General features: G+C 67.6%; 20 protein-coding genes. 13 read left to right on the top strand and 7 right to left on the bottom strand.

Annotated features, from left to right (window positions below; genetic code table 11):
• Window positions 1–23 precede the first annotated feature (23 nt).
• Together OHA25_RS58695 and OHA25_RS58690 are read right to left on the bottom strand one after the other, a co-directional pair.
• On the bottom strand, window positions 24–407 hold the full coding sequence (locus OHA25_RS58695; RefSeq protein ID WP_327585414.1) for a VOC family protein: 384 nt from the start codon (window positions 405–407) through the stop codon (window positions 24–26).
• Between the two features lie 286 nt (window positions 408–693).
• Complete coding sequence (locus OHA25_RS58690; protein WP_442942024.1) at window positions 694–1,134, bottom strand: metallopeptidase family protein; 441 nt, start codon at window positions 1,132–1,134, stop codon at window positions 694–696.
• A 307-nt stretch (window positions 1,135–1,441) separates the two neighbouring features.
• Here OHA25_RS58690 and OHA25_RS58685 point away from each other — a divergent pair, with 307 nt between their 5' ends.
• The 8 genes from OHA25_RS58685 (at window position 1,442) to OHA25_RS58655 (ending at window position 5,950) form a co-directional block, all read left to right on the top strand.
• Window positions 1,442–1,807, top strand: coding sequence for a DUF3499 domain-containing protein (locus tag OHA25_RS58685; RefSeq protein ID WP_305920342.1), 366 nt, complete (start codon window positions 1,442–1,444; stop codon window positions 1,805–1,807).
• A 37-nt stretch (window positions 1,808–1,844) separates the two neighbouring features.
• On the top strand, window positions 1,845–2,636 hold the full coding sequence (locus tag OHA25_RS58680; RefSeq protein WP_327585412.1) for an HAD-IIB family hydrolase: 792 nt from the start codon (window positions 1,845–1,847) through the stop codon (window positions 2,634–2,636).
• 87 nt (window positions 2,637–2,723) lie between these two features.
• Window positions 2,724–2,975 carry a hypothetical protein gene (locus OHA25_RS58675; RefSeq protein WP_327585411.1) on the top strand — a complete coding sequence of 84 codons (252 nt, stop codon included), beginning with the start codon at window positions 2,724–2,726 and terminating at the stop codon, window positions 2,973–2,975.
• Window positions 2,976–3,398 carry an inositol monophosphatase family protein gene (locus OHA25_RS58670; protein WP_327585410.1) on the top strand — a complete coding sequence of 141 codons (423 nt, stop codon included), beginning with the start codon at window positions 2,976–2,978 and terminating at the stop codon, window positions 3,396–3,398. It begins immediately after the preceding gene.
• Window positions 3,398–3,541: an inositol monophosphatase family protein gene (locus OHA25_RS61755; RefSeq protein WP_442942253.1), complete on the top strand. Its 144-nt coding sequence runs from the start codon at window positions 3,398–3,400 to the stop codon at window positions 3,539–3,541. Before OHA25_RS58670 ends, OHA25_RS61755 begins: the two co-directional genes overlap by 1 nt.
• A gap of 150 nt (window positions 3,542–3,691) precedes the next feature.
• Window positions 3,692–3,859, top strand: coding sequence for a Trm112 family protein (locus tag OHA25_RS58665; RefSeq protein ID WP_127939884.1), 168 nt, complete (start codon window positions 3,692–3,694; stop codon window positions 3,857–3,859).
• Window positions 3,856–4,962 carry an SIS domain-containing protein gene (locus OHA25_RS58660; RefSeq protein WP_327585409.1) on the top strand — a complete coding sequence of 369 codons (1,107 nt, stop codon included), beginning with the start codon at window positions 3,856–3,858 and terminating at the stop codon, window positions 4,960–4,962. Before OHA25_RS58665 ends, OHA25_RS58660 begins: the two co-directional genes overlap by 4 nt.
• A gap of 49 nt (window positions 4,963–5,011) precedes the next feature.
• A complete protein-coding gene (locus OHA25_RS58655; RefSeq protein ID WP_327585408.1) occupies window positions 5,012–5,950 on the top strand; it encodes a cation diffusion facilitator family transporter in 939 nt (312 codons plus the stop codon).
• Window positions 5,951–5,953: 3 nt separating this feature from the next.
• Here the strand turns inward: OHA25_RS58655 and OHA25_RS58650 are convergent, their stop codons facing one another.
• Window positions 5,954–6,283, bottom strand: a complete 330-nt coding sequence (locus OHA25_RS58650; protein ID WP_305919305.1) for a MerR family transcriptional regulator — start codon at window positions 6,281–6,283, stop codon at window positions 5,954–5,956.
• 103 nt (window positions 6,284–6,386) lie between these two features.
• On the opposite strand from OHA25_RS58650, the gene ahcY reads away from it, so the two are divergent.
• A complete protein-coding gene (ahcY, locus tag OHA25_RS58645; RefSeq protein ID WP_327585407.1) occupies window positions 6,387–7,814 on the top strand; it encodes an adenosylhomocysteinase in 1,428 nt (475 codons plus the stop codon).
• A gap of 351 nt (window positions 7,815–8,165) precedes the next feature.
• Window positions 8,166–9,401: an adenosylhomocysteinase gene (locus OHA25_RS58640; RefSeq protein WP_327585406.1), complete on the top strand. Its 1,236-nt coding sequence runs from the start codon at window positions 8,166–8,168 to the stop codon at window positions 9,399–9,401.
• A 60-nt stretch (window positions 9,402–9,461) separates the two neighbouring features.
• On the opposite strand, the gene OHA25_RS58635 is transcribed toward OHA25_RS58640, so the two are convergent.
• Entirely contained in the window at window positions 9,462–10,112 is a 651-nt protein-coding gene (locus tag OHA25_RS58635; RefSeq protein ID WP_327585405.1) for a DUF305 domain-containing protein, read from the bottom strand.
• A gap of 167 nt (window positions 10,113–10,279) precedes the next feature.
• Here OHA25_RS58635 and OHA25_RS58630 point away from each other — a divergent pair, with 167 nt between their 5' ends.
• Both OHA25_RS58630 and OHA25_RS58625 read left to right on the top strand, forming a co-directional pair.
• Window positions 10,280–11,665 (top strand): LVIVD repeat-containing protein, encoded by a 1,386-nt coding sequence (locus OHA25_RS58630; protein WP_327585404.1) that lies wholly within the window; start codon window positions 10,280–10,282, stop codon window positions 11,663–11,665.
• Window positions 11,666–11,753: 88 nt separating this feature from the next.
• A complete protein-coding gene (locus tag OHA25_RS58625; protein WP_327585403.1) occupies window positions 11,754–13,133 on the top strand; it encodes an LVIVD repeat-containing protein in 1,380 nt (459 codons plus the stop codon).
• Window positions 13,134–13,137: 4 nt separating this feature from the next.
• Here OHA25_RS58625 and OHA25_RS58620 read toward each other — a convergent pair whose 3' ends face one another.
• Window positions 13,138–14,163: an RDD family protein gene (locus OHA25_RS58620; RefSeq protein ID WP_327585402.1), complete on the bottom strand. Its 1,026-nt coding sequence runs from the start codon at window positions 14,161–14,163 to the stop codon at window positions 13,138–13,140.
• A gap of 51 nt (window positions 14,164–14,214) precedes the next feature.
• Between OHA25_RS58620 and OHA25_RS58615 the strand changes: the two genes are divergently transcribed.
• Complete coding sequence (locus OHA25_RS58615) at window positions 14,215–15,207, top strand: stage II sporulation protein M (RefSeq protein ID WP_305919298.1); 993 nt, start codon at window positions 14,215–14,217, stop codon at window positions 15,205–15,207.
• A gap of 4 nt (window positions 15,208–15,211) precedes the next feature.
• Here the strand turns inward: OHA25_RS58615 and OHA25_RS58610 are convergent, their stop codons facing one another.
• Both OHA25_RS58610 and OHA25_RS58605 read right to left on the bottom strand, forming a co-directional pair.
• Complete coding sequence (locus tag OHA25_RS58610) at window positions 15,212–16,594, bottom strand: DUF58 domain-containing protein (RefSeq protein WP_327591207.1); 1,383 nt, start codon at window positions 16,592–16,594, stop codon at window positions 15,212–15,214.
• A gap of 70 nt (window positions 16,595–16,664) precedes the next feature.
• The gene (locus OHA25_RS58605) at window positions 16,665–17,621 is read right to left on the bottom strand and encodes an AAA family ATPase (protein WP_327585401.1); all 957 of its coding nucleotides are present in this window, start codon (window positions 17,619–17,621) and stop codon (window positions 16,665–16,667) included.
• Between the last annotated feature and the right edge of the window lie 4 nt (window positions 17,622–17,625).

The following is a 17,625-nucleotide window of genomic DNA, read 5'->3' as shown; positions in this document are numbered from 1 at the left end:
TCGCCCTGGCGAAGCCCCTTTCGCTATTCGACGATCACGAGACCGTTGCCGTCCGGGTCGCGGAAGGTGAACATCGGCGGGACGCCTTCCCAGAGCAGCAACTCGTCCACGTCGACCCCGCGCTTCACAAGCTCATGGTGCAGGGATGCGGCGTCCGCGGTCGTGAGGCGGATGCCGGTCTCGACGCCGGTCGGGGCCTCTGGGGACGCGGGAACGAGCGCTATCGAGGTCGTCGATCCTGAAGGCGCCACCTCGATCCACCGCCCGCGAAGCTGCTCGATCGGGGCGTCCAGGAGCTTGTCCAGACCCAGGGTGCTCACGTAGAACTCGACGGCGCGGTCCTGGTCGGTGACGGGGATGGCTACAGTCCTGATGCCGGTGATCGCGGTGCTGACTCGCTCGCCCATGTCGGGCCTCCTGTCGTTCGGCTCGCAGGGTTGGACTTGTTGAGCCGGCAGAACTCATCGCTGTGTCTGTGAAGCGACCTGCGTTTGTTGCGTTTGTTGCGGATACTGCGAAGAGGAGGTGACGTGGTGGCAGACGTCCAGGCCAAGCGTGTGCAGCCGGACATGCTGAACGTCTCACGTCCATATTGCTGCGCTGGGCCAAGAATTGGGCATGTGAGCAGTACAAGCCGTTGATCGAGGGACTGAAGTGGTGTCATCGAGTCTGCGGATGCCCTTCGATGCCCGTTCAGCGGCGGTCGTCATATCCGGGGTCGACGGTTTCGGGGGAGAGGCCGAGCAGGACGGCCACTTGTTCCACCACCGTGTCGTGGACCATGGCGCCCAGCATGTCGCGGTCCCTTGCCCGGGCCTCCAAAGGTCGCCTGTAGACCACCACCGATGCCGGGCTCTGGCCGGTGGCCGCGTCGGCGCGGCCGAACGGGATCGGGTCCGAGGTCAGGCGCGGTCCGTCGTCCAGCTCGCTCAGCGGCGGCACTTCCTCCACGGCGAACTCCACGGCCGACAGTTGCCGCTCCCAGCGGGGGCGGAGGCGGTCGACGGCGTCGAGGACGAGGTCGTCGAAGCGTTCGCTGCGGGACTTGGCCATGGGAACGTGGGAGGGGGCGAGCGGGCCGCGGAGGCCGCGACCGTGGCGATCGCGCCGTCTGGGACCGCGCTTCGGAGTCACAGGGGCAAGTCTAAGGGGAGGCCGCTCCCGTTCTCAGGGTGGCGGCGCCGTTTCGGTGGGTGATCGTCATCTGATCGTTGCGCCGGGCAGTGGGGCCGCGTGGTGGTGCTGGTGTGAGGGTGACCGTTAAGTGATCCTTTTGTGGGGGACAATTGCGGTGGTCTCGGGATACGGCCAGGTGGTGGGCGGTGGTGTCATCGGGGCATGTAGGTGGAAAGGCTGCGACAGGTGTCCGAATTGTGGCGACACGCTCGTTAAGAGCGCTCAGGTAGTGGCGCCTCGCACGCTTACCAGATACGGTCCCTCCGTGAGCCCCGTCCGCCGCTGTTCCCGCACCGCTTGCAGCCAGCCTGCCGTCTTCACGCTCACGTACGTATACGCCGACTCGACCGCGGTTCTCGGCCCCCTGGCGACGTACGCGGAGCCACACTGTTACGACCTGTGCGCCGAACACGCCGAGCGGCTGACCGCTCCCCGCGGTTGGGAGGTGGTGCGGCTGCCGACGGACGGCGCCTCGCCCAGCTCCGACGATCTCGAGGCGCTGGCCAACGCGGTCAGGGAGGCCGCCAGGCCGGCACGGGCTGGTGCTGAGCCCGTCGGCGACGCCGTCGAGGTCGGACGACGCGGCCATCTTCGGATCCTGCGCTCGGCCAATCCGAACCGGGATCGATGAAGCGCGTCGCCTGCCTGCGCCGGTAGAGTCGAGGCACGTGCCCGCGGTCGATTTCGTAGGAGTTCCGATTAACCGCCAATTCTCCCTACTCGCTTTCGATCTGGATGACACCTTGGCGGTGTCCAAGTCCCAGATTGATGATCGAATGGCGGAGCTCCTGGCCCGTCTGCTCGATGTGGTGGATGTCTGCGTTATCTCCGGCGGCCAGTTCAGCCAGTTTCAGAACCAGGTGCTGAGGCATCTGCCGGTCGGCGACCGGCATCGCGCCAGGCTGCATCTCATGCCGACGTGCGGGACGCGCTACTACCGTTGGGAGAAGGACGAGTGGCGCCTCGTCTATGCCGAAGACTTCAGTGACGCCGAGAAGGCTGAGATCATCCAGGTGCTCACACAGAGCGCCAAGGAGCTCGATCTGTGGGCTGATGATCCCTGGGGGGAGATCATCGAGGACCGAGGCAGTCAGATCACCTTCTCTGCCCTGGGCCAGCAGGCCCCGCCCAGCTCGAAATATGCCTGGGATCCCGACGGCTCCAAGCGGCGCAGATTGTGCGCGCATGTCGCGGAACGCCTGCCTGGTCTCGAGGTTCGCAGTGGTGGCTCGACGTCGGTCGACATCACGCGAAAGGGTGTCGACAAGGCGTATGGCATCGGCCGTTTGCTCGAGGCTACTGGCCTCGGAATTGATGACGTGCTGTTTGTCGGTGATCGTCTCGACGAGGGCGGCAATGACTATCCCGTCAAGGCGATGGGCGTGGAGTGCGTCGCGGTAGAGGGCTGGGAGCAGACGGCGGAATTCGTCGAGAGCTTCCTCGGCATCGAGGCTCGATGAACCAGCGAAGGCAGGTTACATTGATCGCACCGTGGGCCCACTGGATTCTTTAAGCATGGCACGATTTCGCTCATAGCGCCCGGGGCCGTGACCGTTGCCCTCATACCTTCGCCACATGCCAACCGTGATCTCTTCACGGCGACCTTGGCGAATGTCAGCGAGGTCGCCGCCCGCGGAGGGGAAATCATCGGATTCGGACCCGATGACCTCGACGAAGCCGACCTTCTGAGCTTCTCCGACTACCAGCCTCTGCCATATCACGCCCTTCATTTGAACCGGGAGATCGACGAGCCCCGAAATCTCCCAAAGTCCGTCACGGTACGCTGGGGCGTGGAATAAATGTACAGACAATTCATCGAGCAGGTGCTCGACGTGGCGTCAGCCGTCGCTCGCGACAAATTCGGCAAAGTGAGCACGCGATACAAGGAGAGCGACCCGCATCAGGTCCTCACCGAAGCGGACACCGCGATAGGGAAGCTGCTGCTGCGCTATACGTGGGTCATCGACCCGATCGACGGCACGAGCAATTTCGCGGCCGGACTGCCGCACTACGGGATCATGGTGCTGGAGGACGCGACGCCCATCGCCGGTGGCATCGCGTTGCCCGCCTTTGGCGAGATCTACAGCGCTCAGAAGGGCGAGGGAGCGACCTGCAACGGGGCGCCCATCCACGTCGCCGGCAACGGTGGCGTCGCCGGTCGAATGCTCTGTTACGGCATTGACGCGGATCCGGCGCACCCCGAGGTCGCGCGGGCATCGTGATGGTGGCGAGAGGGCGCTACGGTGCGTTCTTGAACCAGACCTCCAAGATCTGGGACAATGTCGCGCCGCAGATCATCGTGGAGGAGGCGGGGGCCGTTGGACGGCGTTCGACGGGACGCCGATCGACTATTCCAGCGCCGTGACGCAGGCCGAGCGCAACTTCACGCACTGTGGTGCGAGTCAAGCGGTGTTCCACCACATACAGACCATCATTCGTCGGACTCGATCCGCCTGACCGGTGACACCGTGATGTTACGGTCGAGCTAACGAGTGAAAGCGAGATTGGTGAAAGAGTGAAGATCGACGACTGGCTGCTGGAGATCCTGGCCTGTCCGGCGTGCAAGGCGCCCCTGCGTGCCGACAGCGAGGCCGAGGAGCTGGCCTGCACGGGCTGCGGCCTGATCTATCCGGTCCGGGATGACATCCCCGTCCTGCTCGTCGACGAGGCCAGGAAACCGTGACCTGGGAGCCCGGCCGGCTCGACGACCAGGCTCACCTCAGTGAAGGCGACCCTGGCGGGATGTTGCCCGCGGTCGCCTCATCCGCGGCTCACATACGCACCGGCCACCGTGCGGCCGTCGAGGCCCGCCTCGACCGGTTGGCCGCCCACGGGCGGCCGCGCGCCATCGTGGTCGCGGGCATGGGCGGCTCCGGCATCGCGGGCGACATCCTGGCGGCGGTGGCCGGCAACGGCGTGCCGCTGCCCATCGTGACCTTGCGTTCCTATCAGCTCCCCGGCTGGGTCGGCGCCACCGACCTGGTCATCGCCGTCTCCGGCTCGGGCGACACCGAGGAGACGCTGTCCGTCGCCACCCAGGCCGTGCGCCGCGGCTCTACGCTGCTCGGCGTCGGACCCTCGGGTTCCCCGTTGGAGGCCATCGCCGTGCAGGGATCGGCCGTCTACGTGGCGGTCCCGGTCGACGGGCAGTCCAGGGCGAACGTCTGGCTCCTGACCATTCCCCTGATCGTGGCCGCCGCCGAGCTGCGGCTCGTGCCGGCGGAGGCGGACCTGTTCGAGCGGGTGGCCAAGGCCCTGGAGGACATGGCGCACCGGTGCCGGCCGTCCAGCGAGTCGTTCATCAACCCCGGCAAGTCGCTCGCCATGGACCTGGCCGAGAGCGTCCCGATGATCTGGGGGTCGTCGCCGGTGGCGGCCGTGGCCGCGTACCGGCTGGCCTGCCAGCTCAACACGAACGCGAAATATCCCGCTGTTTACGGAGAACTGCCCGAGGCCGGCCACAACCAGGTGGCCGCCCTCGACGGGCCGATGGCCGAGCACGACATCTTCGCCGACACCGCCGGACTCACGCTCCGGCTCGTGGTCATGCGTGACGTCGAAGAGCACCCCCAGGTGGCGCGGCGGCGCGAGGCGGTGCTGCGGCTGGCGCGCGACCGCGACGTCAGGGTCACCGAGCTCACGGCCGAGGGGGTGCATCCGCTGGAGCGGATCGCCTCGCTGATCGCCCTGGGCGACTACGCCAGCACGTACCTGGCGCTGGGATATGGAGTGGATCCGACCCCTGTGTCAGCGATCACTGAGCTGAAGGCCAGAATTTCGCAATAGGATCCTTTTCCAGGCCTTAATACGTGATCTTTATGAGTGGAGAAGACCCGTGAGCGCGAGCGGCGGAACTAAAGCGATCGTGGCGGCATTGGCCGCCAACTTGGCCATCGCCGTGGGGAAGTTTGTGGCCGCGGCCTTCACCGGTTCCTCGTCGATGCTGGCCGAGGGCATTCACTCCGTGGCCGACTCGGGCAACCAGGTGCTGCTGCTGGTTGGTGGCAAGCGGGCGCAGCGGGCCAGCACCAGGGAGCACCCGTTCGGCTACGGGCGCGAGCGCTACTTCTACGCCTTCGTGGTGGCCGTCGTGCTGTTCACGATCGGCGCCGCGTTCTCGCTCTACGAGGGCGTGCACAAGATCCAGGATCCGCACAAGGTGGATTCGCCGATCTGGGCGTTCGGAGTGCTGATCTTCGCGATCATCGCGGAGACGTTCTCGTTCCGTACGGCGATCCAGGAGTCCAACGCCGTGCGCGGCAAGCAGTCGTGGTGGGCGTTCATCCGCCGCTCCAAGGCGCCGGAGCTGCCCGTCATCCTGCTGGAGGACCTGGGCGCGCTGTTCGGCCTGATCTTCGCGCTGTTCGGCGTGACGATGGCGGTCGTCACGGGTAACGGCGTCTGGGACGGCGTCGGCACCCTGATGATCGGCGTGCTGCTCGCGGTCATCGCGGTCGTGCTGGCCATCGAGACCAAGTCGCTGCTGGTCGGTGAGGGCGCCTCGCTGGAGATGGAGGATCAGATCCGCCAGGCGCTGGAGAGCGCGCCGGAGGTGGAAAGGATCATCCACATGCGGACGCTGCACCTCGGGCCGGAGGAGCTCCTCGTGGGCGCCAAGATCGCCGTGTCGCACGACGAGACGGCCTCGGAGGTGGCGCGCGGCATCGACGAGGCCGAGCGCCGCATCCGCGAGGCGGTGCCGATCGCCCGGGTCATCTACCTGGAGCCGGACCTGGACCGCGAGCGCGCCACGGCCGCCGAGACGACCTCATGACGTTCACCGCCTGAGGAGCCGCAGGGCCTTCTCCTTCTCGAAGTCGAGGGCCCTGCGGGGCACCTGGATGCGGCCGATCCGCACCCCCAGGTCGCGTACGGCGGCCGCCACCGTCGGCTCGCTCAGCACCCGCAGCGCGAACGCCAGCTCGGCCGGCGACACGTCGAACCGCTTCTCCAGCTCTACCCCCTGAGCCACGGCGGCCAGCTCATCGGGGCCGAACCGCCGGTGCGCCCCCTGCTCCCGCACCGGCGGCAGCAGCCCGAGAGACTCCCGGTATCGAAGCATTCGTGGGGACATGCCGAGCCGCTTGGCTGCTTCCGTGATGCGCATTCTTACATTCTTACGTCAGTTTCAGCGTGCTGGGAATGCGATCCCGGTCATGCGGGGCCTAGACTCGTCCCCGAGAATCACCGTCAGCGCGAGGGGACACCCGATGGACTTCAAGGTCGCCGACCTTTCACTTGCCGAGTTCGGCCGCAAGGAGATCCGGCTCGCCGAGCACGAGATGCCCGGCCTCATGTCGGTCCGCAAGGAATACGCGGCCTCCCAGCCCCTTCGCGGTGCGAAGATCATGGGCTCCCTGCACATGACGATCCAGACGGCCGTCCTCATCGAGACACTGGTGGCGCTGGGCGCCGAGGTCCGCTGGGTCAGCTGCAACATCTTCTCCACGCAGGACCACGCCGCCGCCGCGGTGGTCGTCGGACCCAACGGCACCGTGGACAACCCGCAGGGTGTGCCGGTGTTCGCCTGGAAGGGCGAGACGCTGGAGGAATACTGGTGGTGCACCGAGCAGGCGCTCACCTGGCCCAACGGTGACGCCCCCAACATGATCCTGGACGACGGCGGCGACGCCACGCTCCTCGTTCACAAGGGCGCCGAATACGAGAAGGCCGGCGCCGTGCCGCCCGCCACCGCCGACGACCCGGAGGAGTGGCACGTCATCATCGACCTGCTCACCCGCACGGTCGGTTCGGACAAGAGGTGGACGCGGATCGCCGAGAGCATCAAGGGCGTCACCGAGGAGACCACGACCGGCGTGCACCGGCTCTACGAGATGCACAAGAACGGCCAGCTGCTGTTCCCGGCGATCAACGTCAACGACTCGGTCACCAAGTCCAAGTTCGACAACAAGTACGGCTGCCGCCACTCCGTCATCGACGGCCTGAACCGGGCGACCGACGTGCTGATCGGCGGCAAGGTGGCCGTGGTCTGCGGCTACGGCGACGTCGGCAAGGGCTGCGCCGACGCGCTGCGCGGCCAGGGCGCCCGGGTCATCGTCACCGAGATCGACCCCATCTGCGCGCTCCAGGCGGCCATGGACGGTTTCCAGGTGACGACGCTGGACGAGGTCGTCGGCATCGCCGACATCTTCGTCACCGCCACCGGCAACTTCAACATCATCACCGCCGAGCACATGGCGAAGATGAAGCACCAGGCGATCGTGTCCAACATCGGCCACTTCGACAACGAGATCGACATGGCGGGCCTCGCCAAGCTGCCGGGCATCGTCAGGAACAACATCAAGCCCCAGGTCGACGAGTGGGTCTTCGCCGACGGGCACTCGATCATCGTGCTCGCCGAGGGGCGGCTCATGAACCTGGGCTGCGCGACCGGGCACCCGAGCTTCGTCATGTCCAACTCGTTCACCAACCAGGTGATCGCGCAGATCGAGCTGTTCACGAAGACCTCCGAATACCCGATCGGGGTCTACACGCTGCCGAAGCACCTGGATGAGAAGGTCGCCCGCCTGCACCTTGACGCCCTCGGCGTCAAGCTCACCGAGCTCACGAAGGAGCAGGCCTCCTACATCGGCGTCCACGTCGAGGGCCCCTACAAGTCCGACCACTACCGGTACTGAATCTTCTCTCTCTCGGAGAAGATTCAGGAGTTTCGGGAGGGGTTCTCTCCTCCCGGAACTCCTTTGGAGCTCCACAACCGGGAGGGGTTCTCTCCTCCTGGAGCTCCTTTGGAGCTCCACAACCGGGAGGGGTTTTCTTCTCCTGGAGCTCCTTTGGAGCTCCACAACCGGGAGGGGTTCTCTCCTCCCGGAGCTCCTTTGGAGCTCCACAACCACCTTCTTTTACGGTCGCCCAAGGTCACCGCACGCGCCGCACCCGGTTCCCGTCTGTCATGGCCGGTCGTGAAGGCTCACGGGGTGCTCGCCGTGACGAGCGTATTCTTGGCCGTCTTCTTCGGTTAGCAGGCACCCATGGACGTCAGTGAAAGCGGTGAGCGGCAGATCTCGTGGGCTGCTCGTTCGATGCCGGTGTTGACCGCGATCGGTGAGCGATTCGCGCTCTCACGGCCGCTTGACGGGCTGCGGATCGCGGCGTGCCTGCACGTCACCGCTGAGACGGCGGTGCTCATGGGGGCCTTGAAGGCGGGCGGTGCGCAGATCGAGCTGGCCGCTTCCAATCCGCTCTCCACGCAGGACGATGTTGCCGAGGCTCTGCGGACCTATGGCATCGGCGTGCACGCGCGGGCTGGAGTGGACCGGGCCACCTACTACCGGCATATTCACCAGGCGCTTGATCTTGAGCCCGACCTCGTACTCGATGATGGGTGTGATCTTGTCAACATCCTGCACACCGAGCGGACTGATCTGCTCGAGCGGGTGAGCGGCGGGTGTGAGGAGACCACAACCGGGATCATTCGGTTGCGGCAGATGGCGGCCGAGGGGGCGCTGCGGTTTCCTGTGGTGGCGGTCAACGACACGCGGACCAAGCGCATGTTCGACAACCGGTATGGCACCGGGCAGTCGACGCTTGACGGGATCATGCGGGCGACCAACACCATGCTCGCTGGGCGGACCGTGGTCGTGGCGGGGTTCGGCTACTGCGGGCGTGGGGTGGCCGAGCGGGCCAAGGGGTTCGGGGCGCGGGTGATCGTGACCGAGATCGACGCGGTCAAGGCGCTCGACGCCACCCTGCAGGGCTACGAGGTGCGGCCGATGGCGCAGGCCGCGATGCTCGGCGATCTGTTCGTGACCGTGACCGGCAACCGGGACGTGATCAGAGGCGAGCACCTGTCGGTCATGAAGGATGGGTCGATCCTGGCCAACGCGGGGCACTTCGATGTGGAGATCGACGTGCGCGCGCTGGACGAGCTGGCCCAGGAGGTGCACCGGGGGGTGCGCCCCAACACCGACGAGTACGTGATGCCCGACGGCCGGCGGCTGCTGCTGCTGGCCGAGGGGCGGCTGGTCAACCTCACCGCCGCGGAGGGGCATCCGGCGGCCGTCATGGACATGTCGTTCTCCGCGCAGGCCCTCGCCGTGGAGTGGCTGGTGGGCGCGCGGGCGGAGTTGGCGCCTGGCGTCTACGACGTGCCGGGCGAGATCGACCATGAGGTCGCCAGGCTCAAGCTGGCCGCTACCGGCATCGGCATCGACACGCTCACCCCCGAGCAGGAGGACTACCTGCATTCGTGGCGGGCGGGCTCCTGAGACTGCACTCGTGGCAGTGCGAGGGCTGAGGGCCCGCCTGCATGCGTGGCAGGGCGAGGGCTAAAGGGCCGACTGCATTTCCTGCATGCGGCGGATCTCGGCTGCCTGGGTGACGCTGACGTCACTGGCCAGTTCCTCGATCCTGATGTGGGAGCCGCTGGTCAGCACCTGTTCGGACATCTTGATCGCGCCGAGGTGGTGGTTGATCATGAGCTCAAGGAACATCCGGTCGAAGTTCTTGCCCGTGGCGGCCTTCAGTGCCTCGAGTTGCTCGGGCGCGGCCATTCCCGGCATGCCGTCGTGCGCGGCGTGATGGTCGGGCACCTTCTGGTCCAGCTCGCGTAGCCAGCCCGTCATGAACTGGATCTCCGGCCCCTGAGCCGCCTTGATCCGGTCGGCCAGGCTCTTGAGCTTGGCCGAGTCCGACCGGTTGGGCGCGAGCAACGCCATGTCTAGCGCCTGCTGGTGATGGACGATCATGTCCTGCACGTAGGTGACGTCGGCGGCGTTCGCGGTGGGTGAGGGCACGGCGGTGGCGGCCTCGCCAGGCGAGAGCGTCTTGGCCAGCTCACCGGGGCGGCCGGGGGCGATCACGGGCGCGGTCGAGTCGGCCCGCGGGGCTTGCGGCGGCGTACTGGAGGTGCAGCCGGAGAGAGCGATGACCGTGCCTGCAAGGACCGTGCTTGCAATGAACCCGAGCGCGGCGCGCACCCAGCCCTCCCTGACTGATGTGGTGGAGAATGCGCACTCTAGGTGAAAAACGTCCCAATTGAAAGGGGGTGAACAGGAACAAAAATTGACAGGTTGGACACTGGTCCTTCAGGGCCGGAGACGCGAGGATTACGTAGATTTACGCCCCCTTTATTGGAGGTTGACCAGTGTTAACCCCGCGCAGGGCCCTCATCCTCGTTGCGGCGGTCGTGGCGCTGGCGGGCAGTACCCTGCCCGTCCAGGCCGCAGACATCCCTGCTCCAGGTCAGATCGTCATGAGCCCCAACATGGAGCACGTCACCAACGTGCCTAAGCCCGAAGCGCTGGCCGATATCCACACGGACATGGCCTTCCAGGGCGACTACGCCTATGTCGGCAACTACTACGGCTTCTCCATCTACGACGTCAAGCACCCGAAGCGGACCTCGCTCGTCAGCTCCGTGGTCTGCCCGGGCGGCCAGATGGACGTGTCCGTCTACGGCAACCTGCTGTTCGGCTCCGTCGACTCCTCCCGGAACAACGACTCGTGCAGCAGCACGTCGCAGTCTGCGACGATCAAGGAGTCGTGGGAGGGCATACGGATCTTCGACGTCTCGGACAAGGCCAATCCGAAGTACATCAAGGCGGTCGAGACCAACTGCGGTTCGCACACCCACACACTGGTGCCCGACCGCTCGCGTCAGAACGTCTACATCTACGTCTCGTCCTACAACCCGAACGACACGTACCCGGACTGCAAGACGCCGCACGACCTGATCTCGATCATCAAGGTGCCGCTGAACAACCCGACGGCCGCGACCGTGATCGCCACGCCGAACCTGTTCCCGCAGGGCGGCTACGGCGGTGTCCCGCTGCCCTACCCCAACGGGAAGTCGGCCACGACCGGCTGCCACGACATCACGGCCTACCCGGAGAAGGGCATCGCGGCGGGCGCCTGCATGGGTGACGGCATCCTGCTCGACATCCGCAACCCCGAGCAGCCCCAGGTCACCGCGACCGTGCGCGACGAGGTGAACTTCGCGTTCTGGCACTCGGCGACCTTCAACAACACGGGCACGAAGGTGATCTTCACCGACGAGCTCGGCGGCGGCACCCGGGCCACCTGCAACGAGGCCATCGGGCCGAACAAGGGCGCCAACGCGTACTACGACATCGTGAACGGGCAGCTCCAGTTCAGGAGCTACTTCAAGATCGCACGGCACCAGGCCGACACGGAGAACTGCGTGGCCCACAACGGCTCGCTGATCCCGGTCAAGGGCCGCGACATCATGGTGCAGGCGTGGTACCAGGGCGGCATCTCGGTGGTCGACTTCACCGACTCGGCGCACCCGCAGGAGATCGCCTACTTCGAGCGGGGACCGGACAACACCGCGCCGGCCCTCAGCGGCGGCTTCTGGTCGGCGTACTACTACAACGGCTACATCTACGGCTCCGACTTCAACCTGGGCCTGGATGTGCTGAAGATCAATGACCCGCGGACGAACCAGGCGAACTGGGTCAAGATGCGTTCCCTGAACGCGCAGACGCAGGCTTCGTACCCCGGCCACCACTGACCGTTCTCATCGGCTGACGAGGCCCCCTGACCCGGGGTCCTCGTCAGCGTTGCTCCATCGGGACATAAGTGATCAAGGAGGCTCCCGAGTGTCCACTCCGCGCCGTACCCTCGTAGCGGCAGCGGCGGCTTTCGCGTTAGCGCTGACCGGAATGCCCGCGCTGGCCGCCGACATCCCACCCCCCGACACGGTGGTCATGAGCCCCAACGTGACCCACGTGCTCAACATCCCCAAACCCGCCCCGATCGCAAGCACCATCAACACCGACATCGCCTTCCAGGACGGCTACGCCTACGTCGGCAACTATGGCGGCTTCTCGATCTACGACATCAGGGACCCCAAGAAGGCGACGGTCGTCAGCTCCGTCGTCTGCCCGGGCTCCCAGATGGATGTCAGCGTCTACGGCAACCTGCTGTTCGGCGCCGTCGACTCCTCCCGCAACAACGACTCGTGCAGCAGCTCGTCGCAATCTGCGTCGATCAAGGAGTCGTGGGAGGGCGTACGGATCTTCGACATCTCCGACAAGGCCAACCCGAAGTACATTAAGTCGGTCGAGACCAACTGCGGCTCCCACACCCTGACGTTGGTGCCGGGCAAGGGGCGCGACAAGCACAAGAACGTCTACGTCTACGTGTCGTCATACCTGCCGGCCGAGAACTTCCCGGACTGCATGCCGCCGCATGACAAGATCTCGATCATCAAGGTGCCGCTGGACAACCCGACCGCGGCGGCGGTCGCGGCAACCCCGCTCGTCTTCCCCGACGGCGGCAACCACGATCAGCCCGGCCTGCTCGTGCCGACCACCGGCTGCCACGACATCACCGCCTACGCCGAGAAGAACATCGCGGCGGGCGCGTGCATGGGCGACGGCGTGCTGTTCGACATCTCCGACCGGCTCAACCCGAAGGTCACCGCCAGGACCACGGACCCGAACTTCGCCTTCTGGCACTCGGCCACCTTCAGCAACGACGCCAAGAAGGTCGTCTTCACCGACGAGCTCGGTGGCGGCGGAGCGGCCACCTGCAATGAGGCGACGGGCCCGAACAAGGGCGCGGACGCGATCTACGAGATCGTGAACGGGCAGCTCGTCTTCAAGAGCTACTTCAAGATCTCGCGTCACCAGGCCGACTCCGAGAACTGCGTGGCCCACAACGGCTCGCTCATCCCGGTCAAGGGCCGCGACATCATGGTCCAGGCCTGGTACATGGGCGGGTTGTCGATCTGGGACTTCACCGACGCCGCCAACCCGAAGGAGATCGGCTACTTCGAGCGCGGTCCCCGCGCGGCCGGCGGCGGAGGCGGCATCTGGTCGGCCTACTACTACAACGGCTACATCTACGGGGCCGACTTCCATGAGGGCCTCGACATCCTCAAGATCAACGATCCGCTCACGGACAGCGCCAAGTACGTTCGCACCGGCCGGTTGAACGTGCAGACGCAGGAGTCGTACCGGGGCGGATGGCACTGATCCTTTACTGAGGTGGCGCGAACCCACCCGGAGTCGCCTTCGGCGGCTCCGGGGCGGGCGCCGGCGGCCTGGGCTGCGCATAAGGCCCAGGCTGTCCGGAAGGGCCAGGTTGTCCGTAGGGACCGCCAGGCTGTCCAGAAGGGCCAGGTTGTCCGTAGGGACCGCCGGGCTGTCCGTAAGGGTCAGGCTGCGGGTATGCGGCCGGTCGAGCTCCCTGGTACGGGCCCGGCTGGGGCGTCTGGTACGGGCCTGGCTGCGGCACGCCGTTGGCGGAGGCGGCGCCGGCGCGCTGTGCGAGGCGCGTTTCCTCCCGCCGGCGGCGCTCGGCCAGGACGGCGCTCAGGTACGCGTGCGGCGGCACCCCCGGCGGCGCCGCCGGCGAGACGGACGCCGCCACCTGGGTCGCGATCCGCACCCCCATCTCATGCTGCACCTGCGGCGAGAGGTCGTGCCACCGCGACAGGTACTGCCGGGCGGCCTGGACCACCTCGTCGGGCAGCTGGGACAACTCCAGCCTGGCCGCCCAGCTCGCCAGCGGCGGTGGCATCACGATCATCTGGCCCCTGTCGCGCGGCGCCCGCTCGGAGATCACGATCGTGCCCGCGAAGATGTCGCCGAGCCGCTTGCCCCGCTGCGACACCAGCGAGGAGATCAGCGCAGGCGCGCCGTACAGCAGCCAGAACTCCACCATCCCGGCCAGCCCGCGGAACAACGCCTGCCTGAACCGCTCAGGGCTGCCGTCGTCGCTGACCACGCGCAGTCCGAGCGCCAGCTTGCCGAGGCTGCGTCCCCTGCTGAGCGACTCGAACAGCACGGGATAACCCACCATCACCAGCACCACCAGCGCGATCATGACGGCTGTGAGCATGGCCGTGTCCGAGATGAAGGCGAATGCGCCTAAGAGCGCGTACACGCCCACCAGCACGGTCAGCTGCACGGCCATGTCGATGATGATCGCCACCGCGCGGGAGGGCATCTGCGCGATGCGCACCTCGACGACGACGGCGTCGCCGGTCACAACCTCTGACATATGTGGAGCCTAACGGCTATGTACGGGTGATCGAGCGGCCAGAATGTTCAGGTGGACATCGACGCGTTCATCGCAGCACACCGCCAGGCCTGGGACAGGCTCGACCACCTGGTCAAGCACCGCTCGTCGCTGACCGGCGCCGAGGTGGACGAGTTGGTCGACCTCTACCAGCGGGTGGCGACGCACCTGTCCATCGTCCGCTCCTCCGCCGGCGACCCGATGCTGACCGGCCGGCTGTCCGCGCTGGTGGCCAGGGCCAGGTCGGCGGTGACCGGCGCGCACACGCCCGCGTGGCGGGAGCTGGTGAGGTTCTTCACGGTGTCGTTCCCCGTGGTGGCCTACCGGGCGCGGTGGTGGTGGCTGGCGAGCGCGCTGGCGTTCGTGGCGGTCTCCTGGGTGATGGGCGCGTGGGTGGCGGGCAATCCCGACGTCCAGGCGTCGATCTACACCGAGGACGAGATCACCCAGCTGGTCGAGCACGACTTCGCCGACTACTACTCGGAGAACCCGGCCGCGTCCTTCGCCAGCGCGGTGTGGATCAACAACGCGTGGGTCTCCGCATTGATGATCATCTACTCGGTCCTCCTGGGATTGCCGATCCCGTACGCGCTTTACGCGAACGCCGAGAATGTCGGCGTCGCCGGCGGTCTCATGGCCTCCAGGGACAAGCTGGACATCTTCTTCGGGCTGATCATGCCGCACGGCCTGCTGGAGCTGACCGCCGTGTTCCTGGCTGCGGCCGTGGGCATGCGCCTGGGCTGGACGGCGATCGACCCCGGGCCGCGGCGGCGGGTGGACGCGCTGGCCGAGCAGGGCCGGGCGGTGATGAGCGTGGCGCTCGGGCTGGTCGTGGTGCTGTTCGTGTCGGGGCTGATCGAGGCGTTCGTGACCCCGTCGGGGCTGCCCACGTGGGCGCGGGTCGGCATCGGGGTGCTCGCGGAGGCGATTTTCCTGACGTACGTGATCGTCTTCGGCCGCCGGGCCCTGCGGGAGAACGAGACCGGCGACCTCGAACGCGCCCCCGACGTCGCCCCCACCGCCTGACGGCCTACAGCCGTCCGGCGGCCTTCAGCGCCAGGTACGCGTCCGCGAGGGCTGGCGCGATGTCCTCCGGCGGCGCGTCCACGACCTCCACCCCGTGCCGCCGCAGCCGGGCTGTGATGCGCCGGCGTTCGAGCTGGCTGTGCTCGGCCGCCGCCGCGTCGTACACGTCCTCGGCCGATCCCCGGCGGGCCGCCATCGCCGCCACCCGCGGATCGGACACCCCGGCCACCAGCACCAGATGGCGCGACGACAACTGCGGCAGCACCGGCATCAGCCCCTCGTCCAGGGCCGCCGAGTTCAGGTCCGTCAGCAGCACCACCAGGCAGCGCCGCTTGGCCCGCGACAGAATGGCCGCCACCATGCCCTGCGAGTCGGCCTCGATCAGCTCGGCCTCGATCGGCGCCATCACGTTGACCAGCGACGACAGTAGCTCCGTCCGGGACGCCCCGGCCACCCAGGCGCGTACGGCCCGGTCGTAGGCCAGGAAGTCCACCTGGTCGCCGGCCCTGGCGGCGAGCGCGGCCAGCAGCAGTGCCGCGTCCATCGACCAGTCGAGCCGCGGCCAGCCCGGCCGAGCGCCTGCGGGCCGCGGATCCGGCCTGACCAGCAGCCCGCCGCCGCCCGCCGCCGCGCCGGCCATGGGGATCGGTGCGTCGCCCACCCGGCCCGCCGAGGTGCGGCCGGTGTCGAGCACGATCAGCACGCGGCGGTCGCGTTCCGGGCGCCAGGTGCGCACGACCACGTCGTGGCGGCGCGCGGTGGCCCGCCAGTCGATGGAGCGCACGTCATCGCCGACCACGTACTCGCGCAGCGAGTCGAACTCGGTGCCCTGCCCGCGTACCAGCGCCGGGTGCTGGCCCTCCAGCTCCCGGAGCCTGGCCAGCCGCGAGGGCAGATGCTTGCGCGACAGGAACGGCGGCAGCACCCGCACCGTCCACGGCGACCGATGACTGCCCTGGCGGGCGGCGAGGCCGAGCGGGCCCAGGGAACGCACCGTGACCGCCACCGACGACCGGTCGCCGCGCCTGGTCGGGTCCAGCGTCACGACGATCTTGCGGCGCTCGCCTTTGGGGACGTCCAGCGTGGCGACCCGCGGGGTGGCGTTCGCGGAAGGCGGCCAGGCGTCCCTCAGCACGCCGCGTACCCGCCTGCCGCCCGGGTTCTCCACGATCAGCTCGACCGTGGCCCGCTGGCCCAGGCGTACGAGCGTGTCGCCGGAGCGGTGGAACCGCAACGGCCGCACAGCCCCCGCGAACACCAGGTCCACGACGATCGCGGCGGCCAGCAGCAGGCACACGCCCGCGAGCGCGGGGCCGGGCTGGGGCGCGAGCAACACCACCACGATCCCGAGCGCCGCGACCAGTCCGGCACGTCCCGTCAGAGCCATCGGCTCACCGCCATGCCGGTTTCCGTCAGACATGGGTTCACCGCCATGCCGGTTTCCGTCAGAGCCGACATCAGCGCGGGACCGGGACCGAGGCCAGGATGCCGTCGAGCAGGCCGTCCGCGGTCGCGCCCTCCAGCTCGGCCTCCGGCCTGAGCTGCACGCGGTGCCGCAGCGCGGGCCTGGCCAGCGCCTTCACGTCGTCCGGCGTGACGTACGTGCGGCCGGACAGCCACGCCCACGCCCGCGCGGCGGCCAGCAGCGCCGTCGCGCCACGCGGGGAGACCCCCAGTTGCAGCGAAGGGGAGCTTCTGGTGGCGCGGGCCACGTCCACGATGTAACCGAGCACCGCGGGCGCCACGTGCACCTTCGCGGCCGCCTCCCGCCCCGCCGCCAGGTCCTCGGCCGACGCGACCGCCTTGACCTCGGACAGGTCACGCGGGTCGAATCCGCCGGCGTGCCGCTCCAGCACCATGATCTCCTGCTCCCGCGGCGGCAGCGGCACGGTCAGCTTCAGCAGGAACCGGTCGAGCTGCGCCTCGGGAAGCTGGTAGGTGCCCTCGTACTCGACCGGGTTCTGGGTCGCGCACACCACGAACGGGTCGGGCAGCGGCCTGGCCGAGCCCTCCACGCTGACCTGCCGCTCCTCCATCGCCTCCAGCAGCGCGGCCTGCGTCTTCGGCGGCGTACGGTTGATCTCGTCGGCCAGCAGCAGGTTCGTGAACACCGGCCCCTCGCGAAACTCGAACTCCGCGGTCTTCGTGTCGTAGATCAACGACCCCGTCACGTCGCCCGGCATCAGGTCGGGCGTGAACTGCACCCGCTTGAAGTCCAAGGACAAAGCCGACGACAGCGTACGCACCATCAACGTCTTGGCCACGCCGGGCACGCCTTCGAGCAGCACATGCCCCCTGCACAACAGCGCGATGACCAGCCCCGTCACCACCGCGTCCTGCCCCACCACGGCCTTGGACACCTCGGCCCGCAGCGCGCCGAGCGCGTCCCTGGCGGCGTCGGCCGAGGTCGTCACGCGG

The organism is Nonomuraea sp. NBC_00507 (assembly GCF_036013525.1).
In the GTDB taxonomy this organism is placed as follows: domain Bacteria; phylum Actinomycetota; class Actinomycetes; order Streptosporangiales; family Streptosporangiaceae; genus Nonomuraea.
Note: the sequence above shows the minus strand (reverse complement) of the source record. Positions and strands in the feature narration are given on the sequence as shown.